Below are 23536 nucleotides of genomic sequence, written 5' to 3' on the forward strand. Positions count from 1 at the left end.
TATATGAATCGTGAAAACAGGAAGTTCTTAAAAGACAGAAACATACGGCACACTGGAAAACCATTGGGCAGAAAGCCCAAAGAAGATTTAAGTCGATATGAAAAAACCAAATTGAAAAATGAACGAGGGGAACGAAATCATATAGAAGGCAAATTCGGGCAAGGGAAATCAAAATACAAACTCAATAAGATTATGGCAAGATTGGCACAAACCAGCGAATCTTGGATAGGTGCCATATTCTTTGTGATGAATATTCTAAAGCTAAGCAAGGAATATTTTTGGCTCTTTTTGAATGGCCTGATTTTATCTCTTTTCTTAAGAAATCCCAATTATGAAAGTGATTATTTGGTGAAATTAAATCCAGTTATATGAAAATTGAGAATACTTTTTCAGCAAGCCCTAAATTATTATAAATTAAAATCTAACAATGTAAAACATAAATTTTATGGTGTTTCTCAGAGTATAAATGTAGTAGATGGTATTAAAGAAAATTTAGAAATAAGAGGTGCTAATTTATTAATTATCACAGGTGGTGCAGGAACAAAAGTCGGAAAGAATGCTCAAAATATTTTAGAAAAAGTACGGCGTACACCAGTTTTAATAATTCGGCCTCCTGCTTTTGCTTTTGAGAAACTTTATCTCACCATCGTTTCAGATTTTAGACAAAAATTAAACACCATTGATTTAGATAATTTTTGTAAAGTTTTGGAAAATACAAATTTTGAAGTTAAAATTTTAGTTTTGGAAATTCAGAATGAAATAACAATTCAAGCTACAAATAATTTAGAGGCATTAATAATTTATTTAAAACCATTTTTAAAACAAGTGTTAACTATTGAATACACAAAACTATCTTATGATTTTAAAGACTATATTGCATCTCATCTTGATGGTATTATATGTGTTGTAGATGAGAAACCAGATTTATTTAGAAAAATAGGTTTGTCTAAATCTAATCTAATATCAAAATTAGAAAATTCATATTCCAATCCCGTTTTAGTGGTACATCAATAAATTTTATTTCTTGATCTTATTGTTATTTATGGTTGTTTTCTATCCAATTATAAAGCAAAAGCCTTGCAAACCGCAATGAAATTAAAACAACTAGACCCTAATAATCCTAGTTATCATGGATTATATAGTAATATGGGGCTATAGTAAACTAATTATATAACTCACAGAAGTAAGGGCTTGACTTGCCGACTTTGCCCGTATAAAAAGTTAAGAATAAAAACCTTAATTTTTTATCTAGTTTCGAAATAAAACATAATGATTATCAAGCACTCAAAATCCTTTTCAAAGTATCCTGCATGGCAATTCTGAAAGCATCATCTTGAGTTACTTTTTTGTATAAGTCAAGTTCTATTTTACGTTGTTGCGCCATTACATCATCAAATATTTTTTTGAATGCAATTTCCCGGTTTTGTGTATCTGCGTTTGCTGAATATTTTTCTTTATAATCGGGATGAGTTTGCATGTTTTTAGCCAAATTCACAAACTTTGCTCGTTGTTCTTCGGGTGTGGCTTCCCATCCTTGGAACCATCTTTCGTTAAAGCTGTTTATGATTAAATCCAAAGGGTCTTCCTCTTTGTCAGTACCGTGAGCACCTCTAGGATTTGGGTTTTGTGGGTCTAATGCGGTTTCTGCTTCGTCTAAAACAATACTGGCGTTGAGTTTTACTCTTTCCAGTCCATAAGTAGATAAATCGACTGAATTTAGTAATTCGTCTAAGGCATCAATATCGGGATCAACAATAATAAGTTTTGGTATTAAGAATTTTAAAAACCAAAATAGCTTTTCCCAACCTATTACTTCATAGGGCAATAAGGAAGCCATTTGGCCGTAAATTTTAACAAACTGCTTGGCTTTAATTTTGAAATCGGCTTTGTCGCTGTCTTCGAGTTCTAATTGAAAGTTGAAACGGTCGGCAGCCACATCAATAATTGGACTCAGAAGTTGCGCGTCTACTTTTTTGAAATATTTGTCTATGAAATCCTCCACTTCAGCCCATTCGTAAACACCTACTTCGTCTAAGATGGCTTTGATTTCGTGCAATACGTTTACATCAGTGGCTTTATTTAGTGATGTTGCCGTGTAGAAAGGGTCAAAGGATAGTTTCATTTCCTCGGTCGAGTTAAAGAAATCGAGGACAAATAAATCTTCCGTTTTCTTGCCTAATTTATCTGCTGATCGATTTAATCTTGATAAAGCCTGAACTGCCATAACTCCTTGTAGTTTTTTGTCGACATACATCGCCGTCAATTTAGGCTGGTCAAAACCAGTGAGGTATTTGTTGGCCACCACTAAAATGCGATAGCCATCCATATTAAAATATCTTGCAATTTTATCACTTATATACCCTGAATCTGTCGGTTTTGTAGTGTCTAAATGTGCCGGAAAATCATTCAAACTATCTTCGGTATACTCAATGCCATCCACAGTTTTCTTCCCAGAAAAAGCAATTGCGGCTTTGAATGGCACTCCTTTGTCTTTGAGTATTTGTCGAATGGCAAAATAATACCGAATGGCCGATTCGATGCTTTGTGTGGCCACCATAGCTTTGGCTTTTCCTTTTAGTTTTTTGGTATTGACCAAACTACTGATAAAATGATCGAGCATTAAATCCGCTTTTAAGGCAATGGTTTGTTGGTCTCGTTCTACATACGCCCTTAATTTTTTTTGGGCTTTTGCAGTGTCGAATAGCGGATTTTCTTCTATTGATTTTTCAATTTCGTAATAACTTTTGTAAGTCGTGTAATTGGCCAAAACATCCAAGATAAAACCTTCTTCAATGGCTTGTTTCATGGAGTACAAATGGAAGGGTTTGAAAGAACCATCTTCTTGTGGCACCCCAAATTTTTCTAAAGTATTGGATTTTGGTGTAGCTGTAAAAGCTAAATAAGAGGCGTTTTTACTCATTTTTCGAGAACGCATGATTTCCAAAATTTTGTCTTGCGGATCTTCACTTTCTTCCTCGTTGTTATTACTTCCCATAGCCTGATTCATATTATCGGCAGCAGAACCACTTTGACTGCTGTGCGCTTCGTCTATAATTACCGCAAAGCGTTTGTCGCTTAAATCGGCTATTCCATCCACTATGAAAGGGAATTTTTGAATCGTGGTAATAATAATCCTTTTACCACTTTCTAAACTTTCTTTTAATTCTTTGGAAGAGTAGGCGGGAGCCACTATATTTTTTACCTCCGAGAATTCTTTGATGTTTTCTCGCAGTTGCTTGTCTAATAATCGTCTGTCGGTTACTACAATGACCGAATCAAAAAGGGGATTGCTTATCCCTTTACTTCCGGCTGTGGTTTCACTTTCAGGATAAGTTTCTATCAATTGATAAGCTGCCCAAGTGATGGAGTTTGATTTTCCAGAACCAGCTGAATGTTGAATTAAATAGTTTTGACCCACACCTTTTTTACTTGCATCGGCTAAAATAGCTCGAACCACTTTCAATTGATGATAGCGAGGAAAAAACAAAGTTTTCTTTGTTAAGGCATCTTTTTCTTTCCCATCAAAACGCACAAAATGTTGGATGATGTTGGCCACACTTTCACGTGTTAAGATTTCATCCCACAAATAGGCTGTTTTATGTCCAAAAGGATTGGGTGGATTGCCTTTTCCGTAATTATGTCCTAGATTGAAAGGGAGGAAGAAAGTGCCCGCTCCGTCTAATTTGGTGGTCATATAGACTTCATCCGTATCGACGGCAAAATGCACGATGCAGCGACCGAAATTTAACAGCGGTTGGCTAATGTCTCTTTTGTATTTGTATTGGTTTTGTCCGTGAACTTTGGCGTTTTGTCCCGTCCAATGGTTTTTGAGTTCCATTGTGGCGATAGGCACCCCATTCACAAAAACGACCATATCAATTTCTTCTCTTGGATTGATTAAAGAATACCTGATTTGGCGGCTTACGCTGAATTCATTGTTCTCAAAATTGGCTTTTGCAGTTGCACCACTACTCGCTAAGGGTGCTACATACAACAAGGTAAAATGCGCATCGTCTACATCCAATCCTTTGCGAAGCAAACGCAAGATGCCGTATTTTTTTGCCATACGATCCAAACGTTCCAATATCTTTAACTTCCAATCTTTTTGTTTTTGGATTTTTGCCAGTTCTTCTTTTTGAGTTTCTTCCAGAAAATGCCAAAACCGAACCTCATCAATTGCATATTTTGGATTGAAATCAGAAGCATAACCAATGTAATAGCCATTACCACCACGGTACAATTCGGTTCGTTCTTGGAGTTGACCTTCTTTTTTTAAATCTTCCAGACAAGTTCCTGTTAGATTTTTTTCTATGGCGGCTTCTAGTGCGGCTTCGTTGGTTTGGCTAGGCATGTTATGAATATTTTTTTCTAAGAATTTCAGAAATGGCTCGTGTTTCTCTTAAATTTTTTCCAGTTGTTTGAACCCATAGCGCATATTCTCTCTGTGAATTTACTAGAACTATTTCTATTACACCATTAGAGTAGGTCTCTCTAATAAAATTTTTACCTCCCCAATTTGTAGAACGCATTTCAATAACGTAATCACTTAGTTTTAATTTATCACACAAAGATTGTAATTCTGATTGTCCATGATGAGAAGCTAAATGTATTTTTTTTTCTTTAGGGAGTAAATCAGTTTTTATGAGAATAACATCTCCAGAATTTTCGATGAATGTTTTTATTTCCTCTACATCAAGAACTTCTTTTGATGATATATTCAAAACACTATCAATTGTTCTTGAGTTTTCTGTTTCTATTACTATTGGTATTAAATGTTTGTCCCAAATTTTTGATGAGGAAAGACTAATACTTAACGTTTCATACAAATATGCAGAAGCTAATCCGACACATTCTTGTTTTTTAATACCATTCTCTTCATCTTCAAAATAATAATTTGCATTTATATATCTTTCTTCAACTAATTCATCATCTTCATTAATAAAAGGTTGTATTATCATTCCAAAAAGGATATCTCTATAGTTTTTAGAAATATTTTTGTTATGAATCCAATTATGTACTGAATATTTTTCTGACAAATCAATTTGATTTATGTTATGATAGGAACGGATATTTCTAAAACCTTTTTTTCTTGCCACCGCTACAGCATTAGAAAATTTTTCCATTTTATTGTTAGCCTCATATTCATTATTAGACAAAGGAAAGATGCTTAATTCATTAAATATCATTTCCATATGTTAAAATAATTTTGATAATTGATTACTCCATTCATCAAGTAAGTTTTCTGGATATTCACTAAGATTTCCTTTTTTATCTAATTGGATATCTGTAATTTTAGAATATTGTTCACTAGCTTCTACAATTTTGTCATAATAAAAAATAGCCACTTTATCTTTATCTATATCTCCTTCTTTTACAGCTACTCTGATGCCATTCAATATGTGATCACTATGGGTTTCAATAATTATTTGTACATCATTCATTGCAGTCTTAGCTATAAGTTTTCCTAATTCTGCTTGACCTCGAGGATGAATATGAGATTCTGGATTTTCTATTATTATTAATTGTCCTGGTTTGGAAGTCAAAAGTGCAGTGACAATAGGAAGTCCATAAGTAATTCCAAAACCTACGTTTTCAGGTTTAAAACGATTCGTGTTTCCAAAATTTGGTTGTTTAAAAACATATTCTAGCAATACAAATTCAGACGAAATTGATGTTGTTCTAACATTTACACCAGGAGATATTTCTCCCATCCATAAATTAATTTGATTAATTAAAGTTCTATTCACAATATCTATATTTGTTGTTGTATCTTTTACTACAGTGTCTTTATGCAATAAATTATCAAATAGAACTTCATCATTTCCATGACTCTCTATATAATGCGCTGTGAACTCCCCATTGTTTCCGATATTATTATCATTTACAACATTAGAATAGCTTTTATTATAAATTGATTTTGGTTCAATTCTATTTGCATTTAAATATTGAAAGTTTCTATTGAAAATAGATTTTTCTGCTTTTTCTATAGCTTCATTACTTTCACCATACATGTTTAATTTGGGGTTAAAACTAAAATAATCAGCATCAATTTTATAATCAAATTCCATTGAAAAAACATCTGAATTATCAAATTGAATTTCAAAACACAAATTTTCTCCTTTTTTTGCATATTGATACAAAGCGTCTTTTGTTGTCCCAATATTTACATATTCGCCTTGCAAATTTAATTGACCACCACTAAGGCTCTTTGACTGCTTAAGTAATAATATAGATTGAATAAATGTTGATTTCCCCATTCCATTTAATCCTAGATTTAAGTTTAAGTTCTTTAAATTAAATCTTTTATTCTTTATTGTTTTGAAATTTTTTATTTCTAATGTTTGTATCATATTAAGCGGAAATTATTTGATTTATAAGCAGTTCAATAGTATTATGTCTTTTGAAAACTCGGTTTTTATCACCAGTTGAACTTGTAACAGAAATGAAAAATAGTGAATCCTGTGTCAAACTGTTTTTTAATGCTTTTTTAAAAAGTGTTCTTCTTGATTTTAATATTTCTCTTTCTTCATTTGATAATAAAGCAAATTGTGTTGAAATTGCATCAAATAATGCTTTATTTATAGGGGGAAGTCGTTTATAATTATTGGAAACCTTTCTAAATGCTTCATCACCAAAAATAGTCTTGGATAATTTCATTGCTTCGCTAAAATCTGATTTTATTTTTTCTAATTCTAAATCAGTTTTCTCATTAATATTTGCCATGGCTTTACTCATAAAAGTGTCTAAGTCTGGCGTATAGTTTGCGTAACCAAAAAGATAAAAGCACAAAAATCTATTTGCAAAATCACGATCCAACATGCGATGTGTTTTTATTTTATTTGCAGTAGCTTTTAAAAAATCAGCATTCTTTCCTAATTCTGCAATAAAAACAGCTGGTTTTCCTTGAAACAAAGCGTGTCTTATTTCTTGCGGTTCAAGTACCAACCCGCCGGTATTGATTCGTTTAAAAATATTAAATTTCACATCAGTAGGTGTGCCGGGCATAATTTTATAAATTACCACTTGCGATTCTTCAATTATACGCTGTAAATCTCCACTCAATTCGTCAAAAGTCATTCCATTAAGATGCGATAAAAACTCTAAATTGGTTAATTTCAATCTCTTTTTAGGGTCTTTTACAACACAAAAATTTCTAATGCTACTGAGGCGTTGCAATCCGTCAACTACTAACCATTCGTTATCATCTGTTGCATCAAAAAAGAAAGCTGGTAAAGGAAATCGAATTAAAATAGATTCAATTAAACGACTTTGTTTAACTGGATCCCATAAATCGTCTTGACGCTGAAAATAACTTTCGGTATTCATTTGAATACTTTTGTGTAATACTCTTTTTATAAGGGTATCAAGTGAAGGTGTTTTGGTTTCAATATTAATTTTGGTTGGATCAAATGGTTTGTCCATTAGCAATAACGATTCGTCATTTTGCTCTATCTCAACATTATCTTCTTCAAAATTTGCGTTTTCAGAAGTGTTGATTGGGTTCATCTCTGTTATATCAATTGATTGCTCTTCCATTTCTAAATTATTTAATGCAAATTTACAATTATTATTTATTCTATTTTTCATTCATTAAAAAACCCTAACCTTCCCAGTTACAACCCCATCTATCAAACTCATTTTATATTCCTTCAACTTCTCAATCTCTTGCTCTTTTAAGGAAATGGCAGTGGCGATTTTGATGGTGGCTGTTTCTATGTATTCAACAATTTGTTTTTGTTCTGAAAGAGATGGGATTGAAAGATAAATCGTTTTTAAGTTATTTACATTAAACCTAAATACTTTTATTCCAGTAGCATACTTTCTTAATTCCTTTGAAAATAGTTTAGAGTAAAAATATAAATAATGACCATTTATTTTTTTATTGTTTGGGTTCAATAATATCTGTTCCCCACCAATCAATCCTATATCATTCCTATTATAATAAGCCGAATGACCTAAATCTTCAATTGTTTCAGATGTTGAAATAAGAATTGTATCGTCATATTTCACGAGTTGAGTTTCTTTGTAAAATTCATCATTAACATAAAAGCTATAGCTATCATTAATTTCATCTACTTTGTATGTCTTCCCATATTGTAAGGCAACGTAATCTCCATTACATAATAATTCATCTTTGCTGAAAGTTGAATTTCCTCGAATGAAATTACATAGACCAAAAAGTTTATTCACCTCCCAATGCTCCGGAATTTCCCCAATCCATTCTACACCGCTATCTTTCAACTTTACATCCTCATCTAAACCTCTAGTGACGGCTTTATGAATTAGTATTTGTCTGCGTTCTTTGAGCAGTTCGATTTGTTTTTGCTTGATACCAATGGCTTGGTCTATTTTGGTGGTTTTGTCATAAAGGAAATTGGCTATTGCGGTTTGTTCTTCTATTTTTGGAAAAACAAGTTCGGAATTTGCAATATGTGTAAAACTCAGTGTTTGTCTAACACCAGAACCTAAAGTTTTCATGTAGACTACATCAAAAATATGTAACAACCATTTGTAATAATTCTTATCTAGTTTTAAGTTTTCATTTAAAATAATATAACCAGAACTTACCACAACATCCTTATCAGAAAGCGCTATTCTTAAACTGATAAGGTCATAGTTTAAATTTAATGGATTTATTAGGAAATCACCCTTAGATAAAACTTGATAAGATCTTTTTGTTGACTCTGGTACTTTTTCATCATCTTTATAAACAACTTTACCAAAACTAATAGATCCACAATTTAGTTCTACGTTAGTTTCTTTTTTCTTTTCAGAGAAAATGTGTTTAAAACGTTTCACTTCCCAATGCTCAGGAATCTCCCCCAACCATTCTACACCGCTGTTTTTGTATTGGTCGTATTTTTTTAGTGCTTTTTGCATGGCTTATAAGCTGTTGTTTTTGGCAATTTCAATGGCTCTGTGCAGTTTGTCTGCAAACCATTCTTTACTGGGTAGTTCGGTTAAATATTGGGCCACTTTAATGTCTTTTTCGTCTAACATTAGGAGTTCTATGTGTTCGGTGTTGCCTTCGCTACAAAGTAAAAGGCCAATGGGTTTTTGTTCTCCTTCTTGCATTTCGTTTTTTTGTAACCAGCGCAAGTACAATTCCATTTGTGCTTTGTGTTCGGGTTTAAATTTACCTAGTTTCAAATCTATGGCTACGAGTCTTTTTAGTTTACGGTGGTAAAACAATAGGTCTAAATGATAGTCGATCGCATCAATTGAAATTCGTTTTTGCCTTTCGATAAAAGCAAAACCAACGCCAAGTTCTAAAATAAAAGCTTCGATGTTGTTTACGAGTGCGTTTTCTAAATCTTTTTCGGAATGGTAATTTTTTAGACCTAAAAAGTCGAGTACATAAGTGTTTTTAAAAAACAAATCAGGATTGATTGTGTTTTTTATATTCAAGTCTTGAACGGCTTGTTCTATTTGTAATTGCGGCTCTTTTGCAATAACGGTACGTTCATAAAGCATTTTGTCTATTTGCTTGGCTAAGGTTCGGGTGTTCCACTGCTGGTTGATGGTCATTTCTAAATAAAACTGTCGTTTTAGAGCGTCTTTTTCGTACGAAATAGTTTTTAGATGTGTCCAACTCAATTGTCTCTGCACTGCGGAGAGAATTTGTTTTTCTGAGAAAGTCTCTGCACTGCGGAGACAATGCAGCAAGTGTTTTGATGACCAACCAGAACCTATATTTTGGGTAAGCAATAACGAAAGGTTGGCTATTATTTGTTTGCCATATTCAGCACGATTTTGTTGTAATACAAAGTCATTGATATAAACCCCTACTTTCCAGTTGAGTACCGTGGTTTCTGCATTTGCTGTTATAGCAACTCTGGTTTTGGCTTCGTTAATTAATTGGTTTATAGCGTTGAATAACTCATTTACCTCTATGTTTGGGTTTATTTGATTCATTTTTAATGGACTTACAAATTTAAAATTTCGGCAATCAAACCATCACTTTCTTTTTCTAAAGCTATAATGTCAGCCGTTACCGCTTCAATAGCACGCAAGGGTTTGTGTTGGTAGAAATATTTGTTAAAGCTAATTTCGTAGCCAATTTTGGTTGCATCCAAGTTGATCCAAGCTTCTGCTACATGAGGTTTCACTTCTCTTAGAAAATAAGTATGTATGTCTTCTTTTAGTGGTATGTTTTCGGTATCGCGAAGGTCGCTTTCGGTTTCATAAGTAAGGTATTCCCCTTTTTTTGCTGTTGGGTAATAACCGTAATCGGCCAACTCTTTTTCAGTGCAATCCAAATGCGCTAAAAGCTTGCTTAGTTTATCTGCAGAAAGTTTCACCGTACTTTTTATCACTTTTTCGGCTTCGACATCATACCAACTTACGGCATTGAGAATCGCATTCTTTTCGGAAGCGCCTAATTTTAGTTTTTTATCCTTGATTACCGCATCTACTTTTTGTGTAAACAGGTTAAAATCGGTGTATAGCACATCGCCAAAACTATCCAATAAAATAGAGGCTTGTTCCAATAAAAAAGCTTGTTTGTCCCAAGTAGTTTTAGCGACTAATTTCTTTTGGTTGGCAGCGGTGAGGTTCAATTCGTTCTTCTCACACCAGTCCAAGATTTCTTTTTTATGCTTTTCAATTTCCTCATAAATGCCTTCGCCAAAGGTTTCATAAGCAAAAACCATGGCTTCTTTTAGCGATTTGTCAAAGCGTAGTTCTTTAATACGTTCGGCAGTGAATTGGGCTTTGAGGCGTTTGGGTCTTTCGATCGTTACTTTATGATAACCAAAATCACTGTTGTCAAATACCTTAGAAGCGATTCCGTCATCGGCCGTTCTTTCGACAGCAGCCAAATCGGTATAGGTTTTTACGATTTCGCTAATGTGTTCGGGAGCAAACTCACAGTTTTTATTTCCTAAATTCTTACGTAGTTTGCGAAACAATTGTCCGGCATCAATGAGTTGTACTTTGCCTATGCGGTTGGCGGTTTTGTTGTTGCTCAAGATCCAAACATAAGTAGTTATACCCGTGTTGTAAAATAAATTGTTCGGCATTTGTACAATGGCTTCCAACCAATCGTTTTCGATAATATAACGACGAATGTTGCTTTCGCCACCACCAGCATCACCCGTAAACAGGCTACTTCCGTTATGTACGGAGGCAATTCGTGTTCCCGAAGGACTTTGCGAAAGCGGTTTCATTTTACTAACCATTTCCATCAAAAACAACAACTGCCCATCCGAAGAACGCGGAATAGCATCGGCATCTTCTTCGATTCCCCAATAGTTTTTCAATCGGATTTGGAAACGGCTGTCGATTACGTCTTTTCCGTCTTTGATGTATTTTTGTTCCGATGCCCAGGATTTCCCGTAAGGCGGATTCGACAACATAAAATCGAAAGTAGTTCCTGCAAATTCATCGGTAGATAGGGTAGAACCCACACGGATATTTTCGGGATTATTGCCCTTAATCATCATGTCGCTTTTGCAAATAGCATAAGTTTCATCATTGATTTCCTTACCGTACAAATACACATCGGAATTTATGGCTCGGATTTCGCCTTCTTCGTCTTTGATGAAATTTTGTGCTTCGGTCAACATACCACCACTACCGCAAGCGGGATCGTAAATGGTCATTACCGGAGGCAAATTGTTTTTTATTGGATCGAAAATAATGTGTGTCATTAGGTCGATTACTTCACGAGGGGTGAAGTGCTCTCCCGCTTCTTCGTTATTTTCTTCGTTGAACTTTCGGATCAATTCTTCGAACACATAGCCCATTCCCAGATTGGATAAGGCAGGTAGTTTGCGACCGTTGGTATCTAATTTTTCAAATGGGGTCAGGTTGATATCTGGAGAAGTAAATTTTTCCAATACATCCAATAACACATCTTTGGAAGCCATATGCCGAACCTGGCTTCTTAATTTGAATTTTTCAATGATTTCTTTTACGTTGGCACTGAAACCGTTCAAATAATCTTCGAAATTGGTTTGTAACAATTGTTGGCTATTGGTTGCTGTATCATGTAGGCGTTGCAAAGTCCATTGGCTGGTATTGTAAAACACATAACCAGAAGCAGCTCGTAATCCGTTTTCATCCCATTCGGTAAAACCCGCTTCGTCCCGTTGGAATGTTAGTTCTTCCATCACGGCTTCTTTGGTTGGCACCAATAAGGCATCCAATCGGCGTAAAACGACCATAGGGAGAATTACATCGCGGTATTTACCACGAACATATACGTCGCGAAGGCAATCATCGGCAATTGACCATATAAAGGAAACTAATTTATTGTGTACGGATTGGTTCATTGTATTGAAATGTTGTTCTGTTTTAAAAAAAGAAATTGTAGTATTTGCATTTTTAGCTTAAAAAAAGAAAGATGTAAATCTATGATTTTTATAAGTTATAACCTATTCAAATTATGAACAGCTTATTCACTTTTTATACATTGAAAATTTGCCCTTAGAAAACATTTTTTATGGTTGGTTTTCAAAAATACACTTTATAAAGAGAAGAGTTTTACGGTTTTCCACATTGTATCGATTTATATTATTCTTATGAGAATTGAATACCTGATTTTTCTTTATTACTCTCGTTTTCTTTCTTGAGTTAATTTTGTAGAATAAGTTGATGAAATAGTGGAGTTCAATGAGACTTAACCGGTCTTATATATCCAAGAGGTGCTGGTTTAACTCGATTTGTTTGATGTTTATCCAAAAGGCATCTTAATCTAAATTATTCAAATCCTTACTTTTTCTTAATAACCAAATAAGCCAGTCCCGGATCATTCAGCAAGCGTTCCATTTCCGAGTGAATAATGTCTTGGATATCTTGTTTTATCTGGAGATAATTGCGTTGTACCATCGCATTATCCAGTTTGCGAATGACTTCAATGTCAATATAATTTTCTTGCTCTTTTTTAAGGGCTTCATGGTCGTTTAAAATCTCACAATGGAATGTTTTCAATTCAATTTTACAATCAGGATCATCGGCAACCATACCCACAAATTCACCTGAACTTAGCGACGAAATTTTGGAAGGAGGAACAGCCGATTCCAATTGTTTGGAGCGGCTTATAGAAGTATCGCCGCTATTGATGGATAGGCTTTCCCTGTCCTGCATGATCTTTCCAAACCGCTCTGAAAGCTGTTTTGCTGTATCTCCAGTAACCTGCCCGCTGACGATATTTCCAGTGATGTTCATAATCACGTCAGCCTGTTCGCGACCATAGTCTTTTCGAAGTTGACTAAAGTCTTGGATTCCGAGGCAAGTGGCTACTTTATTGGAGCGTGCTGTGGCTATTAAACTATCTATATTATTGAGATAGATTGTTGGAAACTCATCAAAAATCAGACTGCTTTTCTGCTTGCCTTTTTGATTCACTTGTTTGACCAAACGGTTTACATATAACGACAAGACAGCTCCGTAGATTTGTATTTTTTGCGGATTGTTTCCCATGCAAACAATCTTAGGTGCTGAAGGGTTATTGATGTCTAATGTGAAATCATTGCCAGATAGAACATAATAGAGTTGAGGAGATGAAAGTCTGGCCATAGCAATTTTGGCGGAGGCAATCTGACCTTCCAATTGCTCCATTACATCGTTAAGATAGGCATTGACAAAAGGATTAATCAAGACCTCTATTTCTTTTTCGGTTCGCAGTAATGTAAACAGGCTGTCATAGTCCGTCTGCATCAGTTCTATAACGTGGGGTAATGTGCAAAATTCTCCATCCTTGTATTTCCTTAAATACCAGATGATGGCTGATAAAAAGTTAATAGGAGATTCTACAAAGAAATCCCCCTGTCGCTTGATCCATTCCCTATTTAATCCCAGCAAAATAGTACGAGCTGATTCGGTTGCATCAGTTATATCTGTCATTGATTTTGGATCCAAGGCATTGCACCTGTGGGAACGATTGAGATCATCAAAATTGATGACATAAAACTTTGGAACAACAGGATACAGATGCTTATACTTAATCCAAGTATTGTAGGCAATTTTGGAAAGGTCATCAAACTTGAAATCATAGATAAACATCGTAAACCCTTTGCGAATATGCTGGGTAATCACATGCCGAATAACGAAGTAGGATTTACCCGAACCTGGCGTTCTTAACACCATTAAAGCACGAAAAGGATTGATGATATTGATCCAACTGTTTCTAAGCTTATCCTTCAAATGGTATCGAGCAGGAAGATTAATGGAATATTCGTTTTCCAAAAGTCGTTCTTCCTGTGGAAAAGTTTCATTTTCTTTATTGAAAATGTCTTTGTGGTTGAGCCTGTTTTTTATGATTCGGGATAGGAGTGTACCGCCTGATAACATCAGAAGATAACCACCAATAGTGGTAATCATATACGATATTGAAACCTGAACGATTTCCATTTTGAGATAGAATAGAAAGCCACCCAAAAAATAAAACAGAATCCCCGGCAGAATATATGCAAAGGCCTTTTTGTACTTTAGTTTTTCATCTTTGCGTCCTTTTGCTCCTAGGAGTGAAATCACTAAAAAACCAAGCGCAAAGAATTTGGATGTATAAAAGGATTTAAATAAACCTGTTTTGTAAATATTCCCTAAAATACTATCGCTGAATTCGCTCACGAATTGCCACTGTTCAAAAGCGGTATAACAATAGTAGTAGAAATGAAGACTCAAAACCAAGATGCTGATGAGTCTGGTCATGTCTAAAATTTTTCTCAAAGCCTGTTCGTTTTCTCCAGTTTGCATTGCCATGATTTTCTTTTTTATGGATTATCAGATTGCCCTTTTCTCTTTCTTTTTTTATGCCTTTTCTTTAATGGATTGGGAAGATAATTGCTAACATACTCAGGTTCGATTAATATTTCTAATAATTCACCGACTAGAGTATTCCCCAATATTGTTTCTTTAGAAGTTCCTTCATTTGCAGTTGCCACTTTAGCAGTGCTAGGCAACATTTTCGTTGTTTTTACAAATGGAACTTCCAAAGTTTTCGGTATAGCTGATCCGCAACGTTCTTGTATGGCTTTAGCTGAATATTCCTTTCCTAACGAACTACCATTAAAAACACATTTTGTGGTATGATCCACATAAGTAATTCCGTAGATCAATCCCTCAGAATTGGTTCTTGAAACGATGGCAATTCCTTGCTTTTCCAATATTTTTGTGAGTTCTGTAAGCGTTAGTTTTTGGTTTAAAAATGCTAAATCGATAAGGTTCTTTATTCGTTTGGCATGTGTTATTGGTTTGTTTTTGTTGGTGATGAATTTGTCTTCCAAAAATTTCAAGGTTGGCTTAGTATGAAAGTCACTGGCTTTTATAGGCACTCCAATGGGTTTTCCATTTTGATCCAGAATGCGATACACGAGACCATTTAATTTAAAGATCCTTGAATTTTCACTGCCTCGGTCCGCATAAACATTGTATTGTTGTAATACGGCATTGAGTTCGGGAAGACTGGCATATTTATAGGAAGGGAGCACAGCGTTCAATACATTGGCAATTGCTTTTTTAGATTGGATTTTCCCATAATGAATCTTTCCCGAATGAATAGGCAAAAGTTCGAAAGGTTGCTTTTTTGAACCGCTTTGAGCCACGACCAAACCAAAGGATTTTTCAATTTCTTTTCTAGCCGTTTCCGATTGATTGCGACCTATATTCTGCATGTCAATCCGACTTCCGTCCGCCCTTACTTTTATGGAAACAATGTGGATATGGGGATGTCCAGCGTCGTGATGTTGGTATACCAAATACGGCTGTTGTCCAAAGCCAATTTTTTCCATATAAGTGTCGGCAATATCCATTAATTTCTCTTTAGAAATGTTGTTTTCGATACTGTCAAAATTCAAAGAAATATGAACGCTATTTCGCTTTACATTGTCGTTTAAGTCAAGCTGTTTCAGGAACCGATTGAGTTTCATTGTGGCATTCATTTTAGTTGCATCCACAGGATAATTTCCTTCTCCAATACAGACTGCCACGCCCTGTTTAACCTTATTCTCATTGTAGTTGAAAATGTTGTGTATCGAATGTCCAGTCTTTATGATTGCAACCATTTTTCGGAGATTTTTCGGATGTGTATTTTTATTTCTTCCATGGTATTGAAAAGCTTTTTTTTCTCCAGTTCATAGCTCAGAATCCAAGCCTTAAATTCCGCAATTTGTTGTAGCGTATGCAACTTTTTGACGGCTTGGTTAAAGTTGTTTCCCAAAGCATTGAGTTCCCTTCGCAAATGAATCATCTCTGTCATAAATTCATCGAGAGATTGGTTGCGGTAATTCATTGTCAAGGGTTTTTCCAAAAGATTTTTGCGGGCATATTCACTTAGTTTTCGACAAGTAGATTTGCTGAATTTCCGATGTATTTTTTGATATTCCTCTGGTTTTAAACGCAAGTGAAGCCATTTGTTTCGATTGTTGTTTTGCTCTTTCATCATTTCTCTTTTTCATATTCTACAAAACTTTTCCATTTTCAGTGTCACTGCCCACGAGTTCCGAGTGAAAGGGCAGCAAGATTCGGTTGTGATACAAACGGACATCTTGCCGATTGCAGGAACGTGGCAATCTTTCTGCTATTTCTAACGTATTTTTACTTTTACGATTCATAAAAAAACAGAAGATTTATCGATAATGCACCTATTGTCTTTAAAACGCTATCTTAATTTTCTTCCCCAATGTAATTCTTAATATTAGCCGTTTCAATACATTAAGCATTGAATTCTCCAAAGGAGCTTTAGATTAATAGTTACGGAATACAATACTCAAAGAAAAGGTACGCCAATACTATTTGTTTTATTTTTGCTTCCAATTGAAATACATTTTCCTTTGTAATTAAAAGAAGGAAAGCGTGCTTTTTCTAATGGATACAAACTTTTAAAAACAACAAAGTCCTGACTTTTTTAAGGAAGGTTTTTGTTGTTGTCAAAAAAAAATAGAGGTGTCTTTATAAAATTTATGGAGCCCTATTTGACTTGTCTAATGCTAAGTTAAGCAAGCCTTTTGAATCCCAACTATCATAGACAAATTTCACCTAGGATAAGTTCGAAAGAGCTTTATACCTTTGTATCATATACTATTAATTTAAAAGTGATAATTATGATTACAACAAATGATGTAGCCAAGGTTTTTGATACTGTTTTAAGTAGCCCTGGGATGAGTGAGTTAGTGAAGATTGATTTGAAAATTTCACGAAAAAATGTACTGTTGTTAAACCACGTTATTATGCGAGGATTAACTTTAGAAAATGATGATTCTGGTTTGTTGGGGAGCTTGTCAAAAGACGACTTGTCCGAACTTAGAAATCTATCCGAGGAATGTCTTCAAAAGGCAGGTCTTGTAGAATTAAATCAAAAACTGGCGACCTTGAGTGAGGCTTAAAATTAACAAGAGTTTCACAAAGATTAAAGGAGTGCATACCTGATATATAGTATCGAGTATGCACTTTTTTATTTTTCTCTCCTAAAAAGAGTAAATGGCTTATTCTTGAACACTATTGGCTTGGTTTTGATGCTAATTTTTGAAACAATGCTTGCTAAATTTGTTTTTGATTTATCGATTGCAACAATTTTATTTTCAAATAATCAGTTGCCGAAAAACTTATAGATTATGAAACTAAATGCCAAGACACAAAGGGTAATTATCGAGATTGTTTCCTTACTATACATTTTGTTGTTTGTGTATGCAGCAGTAAGCAAATTATTGGATTTCGAGAACTTTCAGGTGCAATTGGGGCAGTCTCCTTTGTTGAGTGCTTACGCTAAAATTCTTTTTTGGTTTGTTCCTGTCATCGAATTAATCATAGCCTTAGCTTTATCAATTAATTCTTTTCGGTTTTGGGGATTATATGGTGCATTAGTAATAATGACTTTATTCACATCTTACATCTATATTATTCTAAATTTTAGTTCGGATATTCCCTGTTCTTGCGGAGGAGTGTTAGAAAAATTGGGATGGACTGAACATTTAATTTTTAATATTATTTTTATGATCCTAGCCATAATAGCTTTATGGATATCTGTTGAAAAGCATTATGGGAACCAACCCAAAAGGCATAAAATAAATAAATTTTTCTCTGTAATTTCACTATTTCCAGTAACTATAATGATATGCGGAAGTCTTGTCTGGTTCTTATTCCAGTCCTCTGATTATATTATCAATAGGGAGAATCCTTTTATCCGCCGTTTTCCTACCCGTCCGATTCAATATGTAAACCAAATGGATTTAAAATACAATTCCTATTACATTGCGGGCTATGGAAAAGGAAAAATATATCTGGGTAATTATACGGCTCCATTGTATGTATTGGAAATAGATACAACCCTAAGCAGTACCAAAGAGCATAAAATTGTGATTGATTTAAAAAAATATTCGATCCATTCTTTAAAATTAACGATTAACTCGCCTTTTTTCTATTTGATGGACGGTTCGGCTCCATTAATAATCACAGGTACAACAGCAGATTGGAAAGGTACTGTTCAAAAGTTGGATCAACCTTATTTTTCCAAGGCTATTCCAATGGATTCACTAAACTTCGTCTTTCGTGGATTGAGTAGTGCTACCCGAGAAAATGTTTTAGGGGTATTTAATATTCAAAATCCATCTAAATTAAAATTAGCCTATGGACTGCTCCAAAAGCAATCCAAGAACGATGGAATATTTGATACGGATGGTCATTTAACTTATAGTAAAGAACTAGCTAAAATCATCTATGTTTATGCTTATAAAAATCAATATATAGTAGCCGACAACTACGGGAAATTAAACTATCGTGGAAAAACCATTGATACAGTCAATACCCCTCAAATTAAAATTGCACATTTGAATAATGGAACACAAAAGACAATGGCTGTTCCTCCCTTATTGGTAAATGGTTTTGCAGTAGCGTATAAGCATTTACTTTTCGTTGATTCTCATTTACGAGGACAATATGAACCCGAAAAGGTTTCCAAAAGAGTATCCACTTTTGATGTTTATGATCTTACTAAAAAGAGCTGTTTAATGAGTTTTTATTTGCCGGGAATACAACGCCATAAGCTTCATTCTTTTTATATAACAGACCACCATATTTTTATCATAATCAATAGGCAGTTGTTGGTGTATCAAATCAATAAAAATTTAAAAAAAGAATTGGAAAAAACGATTCATTCCATTTCGCAATAGCATACTGGCCAGTATCAGGAGGAAGATCGAAAACCTGTAACAGAGTAGATCATTAACTTTAATTTTTAATATTATGAAGACTTTTTTAAAAAAAATGTTGCCAATGTTCCTATTTGTACTTGGCATTACTGGAGCATTGATGACGATGTCAATGAATGTTCATTCAGCTAGCCCAAATCTCGTAATCGGATGGGCGGCAGATGAAGACGACAGACCATGCCAAATCGAGGTGCAGTGCCAAGAAGATGGCGGTGTTATGTGCAGACAAAACGATACCGGTCCGCAAGCTTATGAAAAGACAGGACCAACTTCCTGTCCAACAGAATTATTCAAAGTTGGCAGTTAACCTAAAAACAAAAACGATGCAGTATAGCAGTGTACTGCATCGTTTATTTATAAGCTCTCTTTAATCCATCCTTGATTCTTTTCTTCTTTTAAAAAATAATCAAACCATTGTTTTATTCGCCTTCCTAAATCGAGCTGATTTTCTTTTTGTTTCAAAGAATGCCCTTCGTTTTCATATAATAACAACACTTGTTTTTTGCCCAATCTTCGTAGGGCAAGATAAAAATCAATACTTTGTAGCCAATTCACCTGCTTATCTTGATTGCCAGCCCATGCCAATAAAGGAGTGTTTATTTTTTCAGCCTGGTTTAGCGGTGAATTCAATTCATATCCCATTTTATTGTTAAAATAAGACATTCCCATGCGCCATTGATGGTGTTCAAAACGCCACATATCAGGAGTACCGCTATTCCAATTGTAGCTAAGATAAAACGAACGCATATCTGTGGCTGCTGACCCTGCTACGGCAGCTTTAAATAAGTGGGTTTGTGTAATAATAAAATCCGTTTCATATCCCCCGAAGGAATGCCCAATTAAACCTATTCTATGTTTATCAATCAAACCTAAATCAATGACAGCTTTGGTTCCAGCTACGGTACAATCAACGGCAGAAAAACCCAAATTTCCAATCTCATATTTTATGTCTGGAAAGAAAACAAAATAACCATCAGCATTGAAATCAATAACATTAAATCCAACATCGGAATGATTGCTTGGATTGATATAATTGTGTCTGTCATTGAATTGTTTCTCATAAATATGCACCACCATTGGATATTTTTTGCTGGAATCATAATCGCTCGGATAACATAAAAAACCTTTTAATTCGTTGCCTTTGGAATCTTTATAGGCTATTTCTTTTAGCATAGGCCATTGATAATTCCAATGCTGCTTATTGGATTGAATTACGGTCTTTAGTTTTTTACCTGATTCTGAAATTAGAATGCGAGGAGGTAAATCAAAACTTTGTTCCTTACAAATAATGACAGTACCGTTTTGTTTCAGCTGGCTTATTTTTTTACTCGAATCAAATAACTTTCGCTCAGCTGCATTTCGCGACCATGAATAGACTCCTAGATTTCCGTCTTTTGAAAGACCATTTAGCATTACATCATCATCGAGATCCACAATTGTTGATAGCCATCCATTGTAATTTTCCTTTCCATAAAAACTCGTGTGTTGCAATTTAAAACGGAATTGGATGTTGTTTTCTTTCCCATGAGTCAATCGAATAGACTTGCCCGTCAAAGGATTAATTTCCCAAATATCATTCCGATCATAAAGTACAATCGTTTCATCATTCCTTGTCCAACCCGGACAACCTACCGCTGTCCGTTCAATAGGTCTATCAATAGCTTCCGATTCAAACTGAGTTGGAAGGTTTCCAGTTATGTTTTTATGCAGTTTATTTTTTATATCATATACCCACCAATCAGCGTCCCGAAAATAAGCGATGTAGTTCCCTTTTGGCGAAGGAATAGTAGCCAAAATATAGGAAGATTGTTTCTCCAAGAAAAGATCTTTCTTTCCCGATCTTAGGTCTAAAAGATAAAAATCCATTGGTCCATTACCAACCTCAAATTGGGGTTCATACATTTTTGGATTGGCAACAATAGCATAATTAAAATCCCCAGTGAACATAATCCAAGGGTGTTCTTCAGAAGTTAGCATTTGAAATCGGTCTTCTTGTGGAAACCAAACAGCCATTCTTGCCGTATTATTCGTTGCCCACACTTGTTCCTGTGGATAGATCCAAGGAGCATTTCCTGCCCAAAGTTGCACCTTCGGATTAGTAGGTTTAGTAGGAAAATCAACCGCGAAGAAAACCTTATCCAAGTCATCAGAAAGTGTCAATTTATACATTCCAAAAGGCACAATAGCACCGTCCTTCGGAAAATTAGGAAAAGAACTACCATCCAATTCATACCTCATTTTGGTTTTTAAATCATAGAGAATCACAGTATTATTTTCTCTATTTTTAAAGGTTTCCATTTTCTTAAAGAAAGCGATACCATCATCATTTGTATTCCATTCAAACCCGTGATAGGTGGCTTTAGTTTCTTTAAGGACGGTCTCACGCTTAAAATTTTTTCCAAAAGAAATGATTTCAACAGTAGATAAATCTTTGGTGACAGAGTTAAAGACTATTTTCTCTTTGCAGTTGTCCATTTTAAATTGCTTTACACCTGCGACAGATACTACTATTTCAGAACCCAATCGCAATACTTCTAGTTTGCTGTCTCCAGATTGTTTAGTGCAGTAAATCAATTCAGTCCCATTTCCTGAAAAGGCGTAGGAAGTCACATTGTCAATTTGTTGCTGTTTCCCTGATTTAAGGTGGATCAAACAAAGCCCTTTCGGATTGCGAACCGCAAACCATCCCGCTTTGCTATAACTACCATTGTAGCCTTTTGGAAAATGAAAATGCTTTTTATTCATCGTATTCTTCACAAATAAAGTATCAAGACCACTTTCATAGTATAACGTATAACTGACCCATTCACCGTTCTCTGATAGGTCTTTAATTTGTAGGTCACTCCATAGATGATAATCATCCACAGTTAATTTCTTTTGTTGAACCTTCTGACTTATAACTGGTAAAGACCATAATAAGACTAAAAAAAAGAAACATTGGGAAAAGTTGTAAAACGGTGTTTTTTTTATTGGAGAGTAGAATGTTTTCATCAGTATCCCGTATTTTGTGGTAATAAATTTGGATTTAAACTAAGCTCGTCTTCTGGAATTGGGAATAGCCTATCTGTGCTGTCCCATCCTAATTTTGACCCTTCCAATTCAGCATCTAATGTTCCCGTTCTTTTGAGGTCAAAAAAGCGATGACCGAACTCAGTGAACAATTCCCAACGACGTTCCTTCATAATGGCTGTTAAAAGCTGTTGTTGATTCAAACCATTTAAAGGAACAAGTCCAGCACCTTGCCTAACATGATTCAAGTCGTCCAAGGCATTAATGGTTTCGCCTTGGTGCGCTCTTGCTTCTGCGCGGATAAGATAGATTTCGGCTAACCGAAAAATGATAGAATACTCAGTCGAAACAGATCCTGGATTATATTGACTATACTTTTTGGCAAAGTAAAATCTAGTGGTATTGTTTGTTATTGATCCTATCCAAGCCGTTTTTCTTAAATCCGTATTGGAAAAGGATTGTACCAAAGATTCAGTCAATGCAACATTGGCCGGTGGTGCAGCCAAGATGGTAAAGGAAGCCGCTTCAAATGTGTTTTTACCTTCAGGGTTGGGAGTCAATTGCCAGATGGTTTCTTTGCACCCTTTCAGAAACACCTTCTTAATATCAGGTTCATCAGTATAGAGTGAAGTTTGATTTAAAACCGCTGAGGCAGCATTAGCCGCTTCGCCCCAAGCTTCAGTATAAAGATAAACTCGTGCCATCAAAGCGAGAACTGTAGCTTTATTGGGTCTTGCTCGACCACTACCATAATAATTTTCGGGCAATAATGTTGAGGCAGCTTCAAGATCGCTAATAATAAGTTGGTAAACCTCTTGGGTAGTTTTTCGACTAACACTTTTGTTTAGCTGATAATCTGTAGTGGTGATATAAGGAACGTCTCCATAGAGATTAACCATATAAAAATGTAAAAAGGCTCGAACAAAAAGGGCTTCTCCCTTGAGCCTGTTGGCATCTTCCTTTGGGATTTTGGTAGAGGCGGTAATCCCTTCTAGCACTGCATTGACAGCATATACCTGATTGTAGGTGGTATTCCAATACGTTTTTATTGCTTGATTCAAGGGCAATAACGAATTGTTGTAAAAATCATAGGTGCTGTTACTGGCACTACCATAAAAATCCAACTCATCGGCATAACATCCCAAACGATAGGAGAGACCAAAGGCTGAGCCTGTCAAAATCCCAGAATCCCTGAGGGAGGCATACACATTGCGCATGGCAGCGTCGGCAGTAGTTGGATCCTGAAACACAACCACTCCAGTCAATTGGTTGTTGGGCAAGTCAACGGCAACAAAAGAGTCGCAAGAACTACTATATAATGCTGTTATCATTCCAAGGACAATAAGCAACCCAATATTTTTTGAATATATATTTTTCAT

Annotated in this window: 17 protein-coding genes; 5 read left to right on the forward strand and 12 right to left on the reverse strand. The window is 35.0% G+C overall.

What is annotated here, in order from left to right:
- Both H8R24_RS02045 and H8R24_RS02050 read left to right on the forward strand, forming a co-directional pair.
- Positions 1 to 372 (forward strand): transposase (locus H8R24_RS02045; protein WP_187018521.1); only part of this gene is annotated, 372 nt, incomplete at its 5' end.
- Between the two features lie 3 nt (positions 373 to 375).
- Positions 376 to 1014, forward strand: coding sequence for a hypothetical protein (locus H8R24_RS02050; RefSeq protein ID WP_187017050.1), 639 nt, complete (start codon positions 376 to 378; stop codon positions 1012 to 1014).
- Positions 1015 to 1276: 262 nt separating this feature from the next.
- On the opposite strand, the gene H8R24_RS02055 is transcribed toward H8R24_RS02050, so the two are convergent.
- The 10 genes from H8R24_RS02055 to H8R24_RS02100 all read right to left on the reverse strand — a co-directional run bounded on the left by H8R24_RS02055 (position 1277) and on the right by H8R24_RS02100 (position 16387).
- Complete coding sequence (locus tag H8R24_RS02055; RefSeq protein WP_187017049.1) at positions 1277 to 4351, reverse strand: type I restriction endonuclease subunit R; 3075 nt, start codon at positions 4349 to 4351, stop codon at positions 1277 to 1279.
- 1 nt (position 4352) lies between these two features.
- On the reverse strand, positions 4353 to 5192 hold the full coding sequence (locus H8R24_RS02060) for a hypothetical protein (RefSeq protein ID WP_187017048.1): 840 nt from the start codon (positions 5190 to 5192) through the stop codon (positions 4353 to 4355).
- A gap of 3 nt (positions 5193 to 5195) precedes the next feature.
- The gene (locus H8R24_RS02065) at positions 5196 to 6350 is read right to left on the reverse strand and encodes an AAA family ATPase (RefSeq protein ID WP_187017047.1); all 1155 of its coding nucleotides are present in this window, start codon (positions 6348 to 6350) and stop codon (positions 5196 to 5198) included.
- A gap of 1 nt (position 6351) precedes the next feature.
- Positions 6352 to 7587 (reverse strand): DUF262 domain-containing protein, encoded by a 1236-nt coding sequence (locus H8R24_RS02070; RefSeq protein WP_225876757.1) that lies wholly within the window; start codon positions 7585 to 7587, stop codon positions 6352 to 6354.
- Between the two features lie 3 nt (positions 7588 to 7590).
- A complete protein-coding gene (locus H8R24_RS02075) occupies positions 7591 to 8880 on the reverse strand; it encodes a restriction endonuclease subunit S (protein WP_187017046.1) in 1290 nt (429 codons plus the stop codon).
- A 3-nt stretch (positions 8881 to 8883) separates the two neighbouring features.
- The gene (locus H8R24_RS02080; protein WP_187017045.1) at positions 8884 to 9915 is read right to left on the reverse strand and encodes a PDDEXK nuclease domain-containing protein; all 1032 of its coding nucleotides are present in this window, start codon (positions 9913 to 9915) and stop codon (positions 8884 to 8886) included.
- Between the two features lie 11 nt (positions 9916 to 9926).
- The gene (locus tag H8R24_RS02085) at positions 9927 to 12275 is read right to left on the reverse strand and encodes a type I restriction-modification system subunit M (RefSeq protein WP_187017044.1); all 2349 of its coding nucleotides are present in this window, start codon (positions 12273 to 12275) and stop codon (positions 9927 to 9929) included.
- A gap of 439 nt (positions 12276 to 12714) precedes the next feature.
- Positions 12715 to 14700 (reverse strand): conjugal transfer protein MobC, encoded by a 1986-nt coding sequence (mobC, locus tag H8R24_RS02090; protein WP_187017052.1) that lies wholly within the window; start codon positions 14698 to 14700, stop codon positions 12715 to 12717.
- Between the two features lie 17 nt (positions 14701 to 14717).
- Complete coding sequence (locus H8R24_RS02095) at positions 14718 to 16007, reverse strand: relaxase/mobilization nuclease domain-containing protein (protein ID WP_187017043.1); 1290 nt, start codon at positions 16005 to 16007, stop codon at positions 14718 to 14720.
- Positions 15992 to 16387: a plasmid mobilization protein gene (locus tag H8R24_RS02100; protein WP_317172561.1), complete on the reverse strand. Its 396-nt coding sequence runs from the start codon at positions 16385 to 16387 to the stop codon at positions 15992 to 15994. Before H8R24_RS02100 ends, H8R24_RS02095 begins: the two co-directional genes overlap by 16 nt.
- Positions 16388 to 17045: 658 nt before the next feature.
- On the opposite strand from H8R24_RS02100, the gene H8R24_RS02105 reads away from it, so the two are divergent.
- The 3 genes from H8R24_RS02105 (at position 17046) to H8R24_RS02115 (ending at position 19455) form a co-directional block, all read left to right on the forward strand.
- Positions 17046 to 17327: a hypothetical protein gene (locus tag H8R24_RS02105; RefSeq protein ID WP_187017042.1), complete on the forward strand. Its 282-nt coding sequence runs from the start codon at positions 17046 to 17048 to the stop codon at positions 17325 to 17327.
- A 228-nt stretch (positions 17328 to 17555) separates the two neighbouring features.
- Positions 17556 to 19109 (forward strand): MauE/DoxX family redox-associated membrane protein, encoded by a 1554-nt coding sequence (locus H8R24_RS02110; protein ID WP_187017041.1) that lies wholly within the window; start codon positions 17556 to 17558, stop codon positions 19107 to 19109.
- A gap of 73 nt (positions 19110 to 19182) precedes the next feature.
- Positions 19183 to 19455 (forward strand): DUF6520 family protein, encoded by a 273-nt coding sequence (locus H8R24_RS02115; RefSeq protein ID WP_187017040.1) that lies wholly within the window; start codon positions 19183 to 19185, stop codon positions 19453 to 19455.
- A gap of 47 nt (positions 19456 to 19502) precedes the next feature.
- On the opposite strand, the gene H8R24_RS02120 is transcribed toward H8R24_RS02115, so the two are convergent.
- Both H8R24_RS02120 and H8R24_RS02125 read right to left on the reverse strand, forming a co-directional pair.
- Positions 19503 to 22139 (reverse strand): alpha/beta hydrolase family protein, encoded by a 2637-nt coding sequence (locus tag H8R24_RS02120; RefSeq protein WP_187017039.1) that lies wholly within the window; start codon positions 22137 to 22139, stop codon positions 19503 to 19505.
- A complete protein-coding gene (locus H8R24_RS02125) occupies positions 22139 to 23536 on the reverse strand; it encodes a RagB/SusD family nutrient uptake outer membrane protein (protein ID WP_187017038.1) in 1398 nt (465 codons plus the stop codon). Before H8R24_RS02125 ends, H8R24_RS02120 begins: the two co-directional genes overlap by 1 nt.

The sequence above is a fragment of the Flavobacterium muglaense genome (genome assembly GCF_014305155.1).
In the GTDB taxonomy this organism is placed as follows: Bacteria; Bacteroidota; Bacteroidia; order Flavobacteriales; family Flavobacteriaceae; genus Flavobacterium; species Flavobacterium muglaense.

What these genes read in the sequence shown, in the direction of transcription:
- H8R24_RS02055 (WP_187017049.1), bottom strand. Translation starts at nt 4,351, where the DNA reads ATGCCTAGCCAAACCAACGAAGCCGCACTAGAAGCCGCCATAGAAAAA.
- H8R24_RS02060 (WP_187017048.1), bottom strand. Translation starts at nt 5,192, where the DNA reads ATGGAAATGATATTTAATGAATTAAGCATCTTTCCTTTGTCTAATAAT.
- H8R24_RS02065 (WP_187017047.1), bottom strand. Translation starts at nt 6,350, where the DNA reads ATGATACAAACATTAGAAATAAAAAATTTCAAAACAATAAAGAATAAA.
- H8R24_RS02070 (WP_225876757.1), bottom strand. Translation starts at nt 7,587, where the DNA reads ATGAAAAATAGAATAAATAATAATTGTAAATTTGCATTAAATAATTTA.
- H8R24_RS02075 (WP_187017046.1), bottom strand. Translation starts at nt 8,880, where the DNA reads ATGCAAAAAGCACTAAAAAAATACGACCAATACAAAAACAGCGGTGTA.
- H8R24_RS02080 (WP_187017045.1), bottom strand. Translation starts at nt 9,915, where the DNA reads ATGAATCAAATAAACCCAAACATAGAGGTAAATGAGTTATTCAACGCT.
- H8R24_RS02085 (WP_187017044.1), bottom strand. Translation starts at nt 12,275, where the DNA reads ATGAACCAATCCGTACACAATAAATTAGTTTCCTTTATATGGTCAATT.
- mobC (WP_187017052.1), bottom strand. Translation starts at nt 14,700, where the DNA reads ATGCAAACTGGAGAAAACGAACAGGCTTTGAGAAAAATTTTAGACATG.
- H8R24_RS02095 (WP_187017043.1), bottom strand. Translation starts at nt 16,007, where the DNA reads ATGGTTGCAATCATAAAGACTGGACATTCGATACACAACATTTTCAAC.
- H8R24_RS02100 (WP_317172561.1), bottom strand. Translation starts at nt 16,387, where the DNA reads ATGATGAAAGAGCAAAACAACAATCGAAACAAATGGCTTCACTTGCGT.
- H8R24_RS02105 (WP_187017042.1), top strand. Translation starts at nt 17,046, where the DNA reads ATGATTACAACAAATGATGTAGCCAAGGTTTTTGATACTGTTTTAAGT.
- H8R24_RS02110 (WP_187017041.1), top strand. Translation starts at nt 17,556, where the DNA reads ATGAAACTAAATGCCAAGACACAAAGGGTAATTATCGAGATTGTTTCC.
- H8R24_RS02115 (WP_187017040.1), top strand. Translation starts at nt 19,183, where the DNA reads ATGAAGACTTTTTTAAAAAAAATGTTGCCAATGTTCCTATTTGTACTT.
- H8R24_RS02120 (WP_187017039.1), bottom strand. Translation starts at nt 22,139, where the DNA reads ATGAAAACATTCTACTCTCCAATAAAAAAAACACCGTTTTACAACTTT.
- H8R24_RS02125 (WP_187017038.1), bottom strand. Translation starts at nt 23,536, where the DNA reads ATGAAAAATATATATTCAAAAAATATTGGGTTGCTTATTGTCCTTGGA.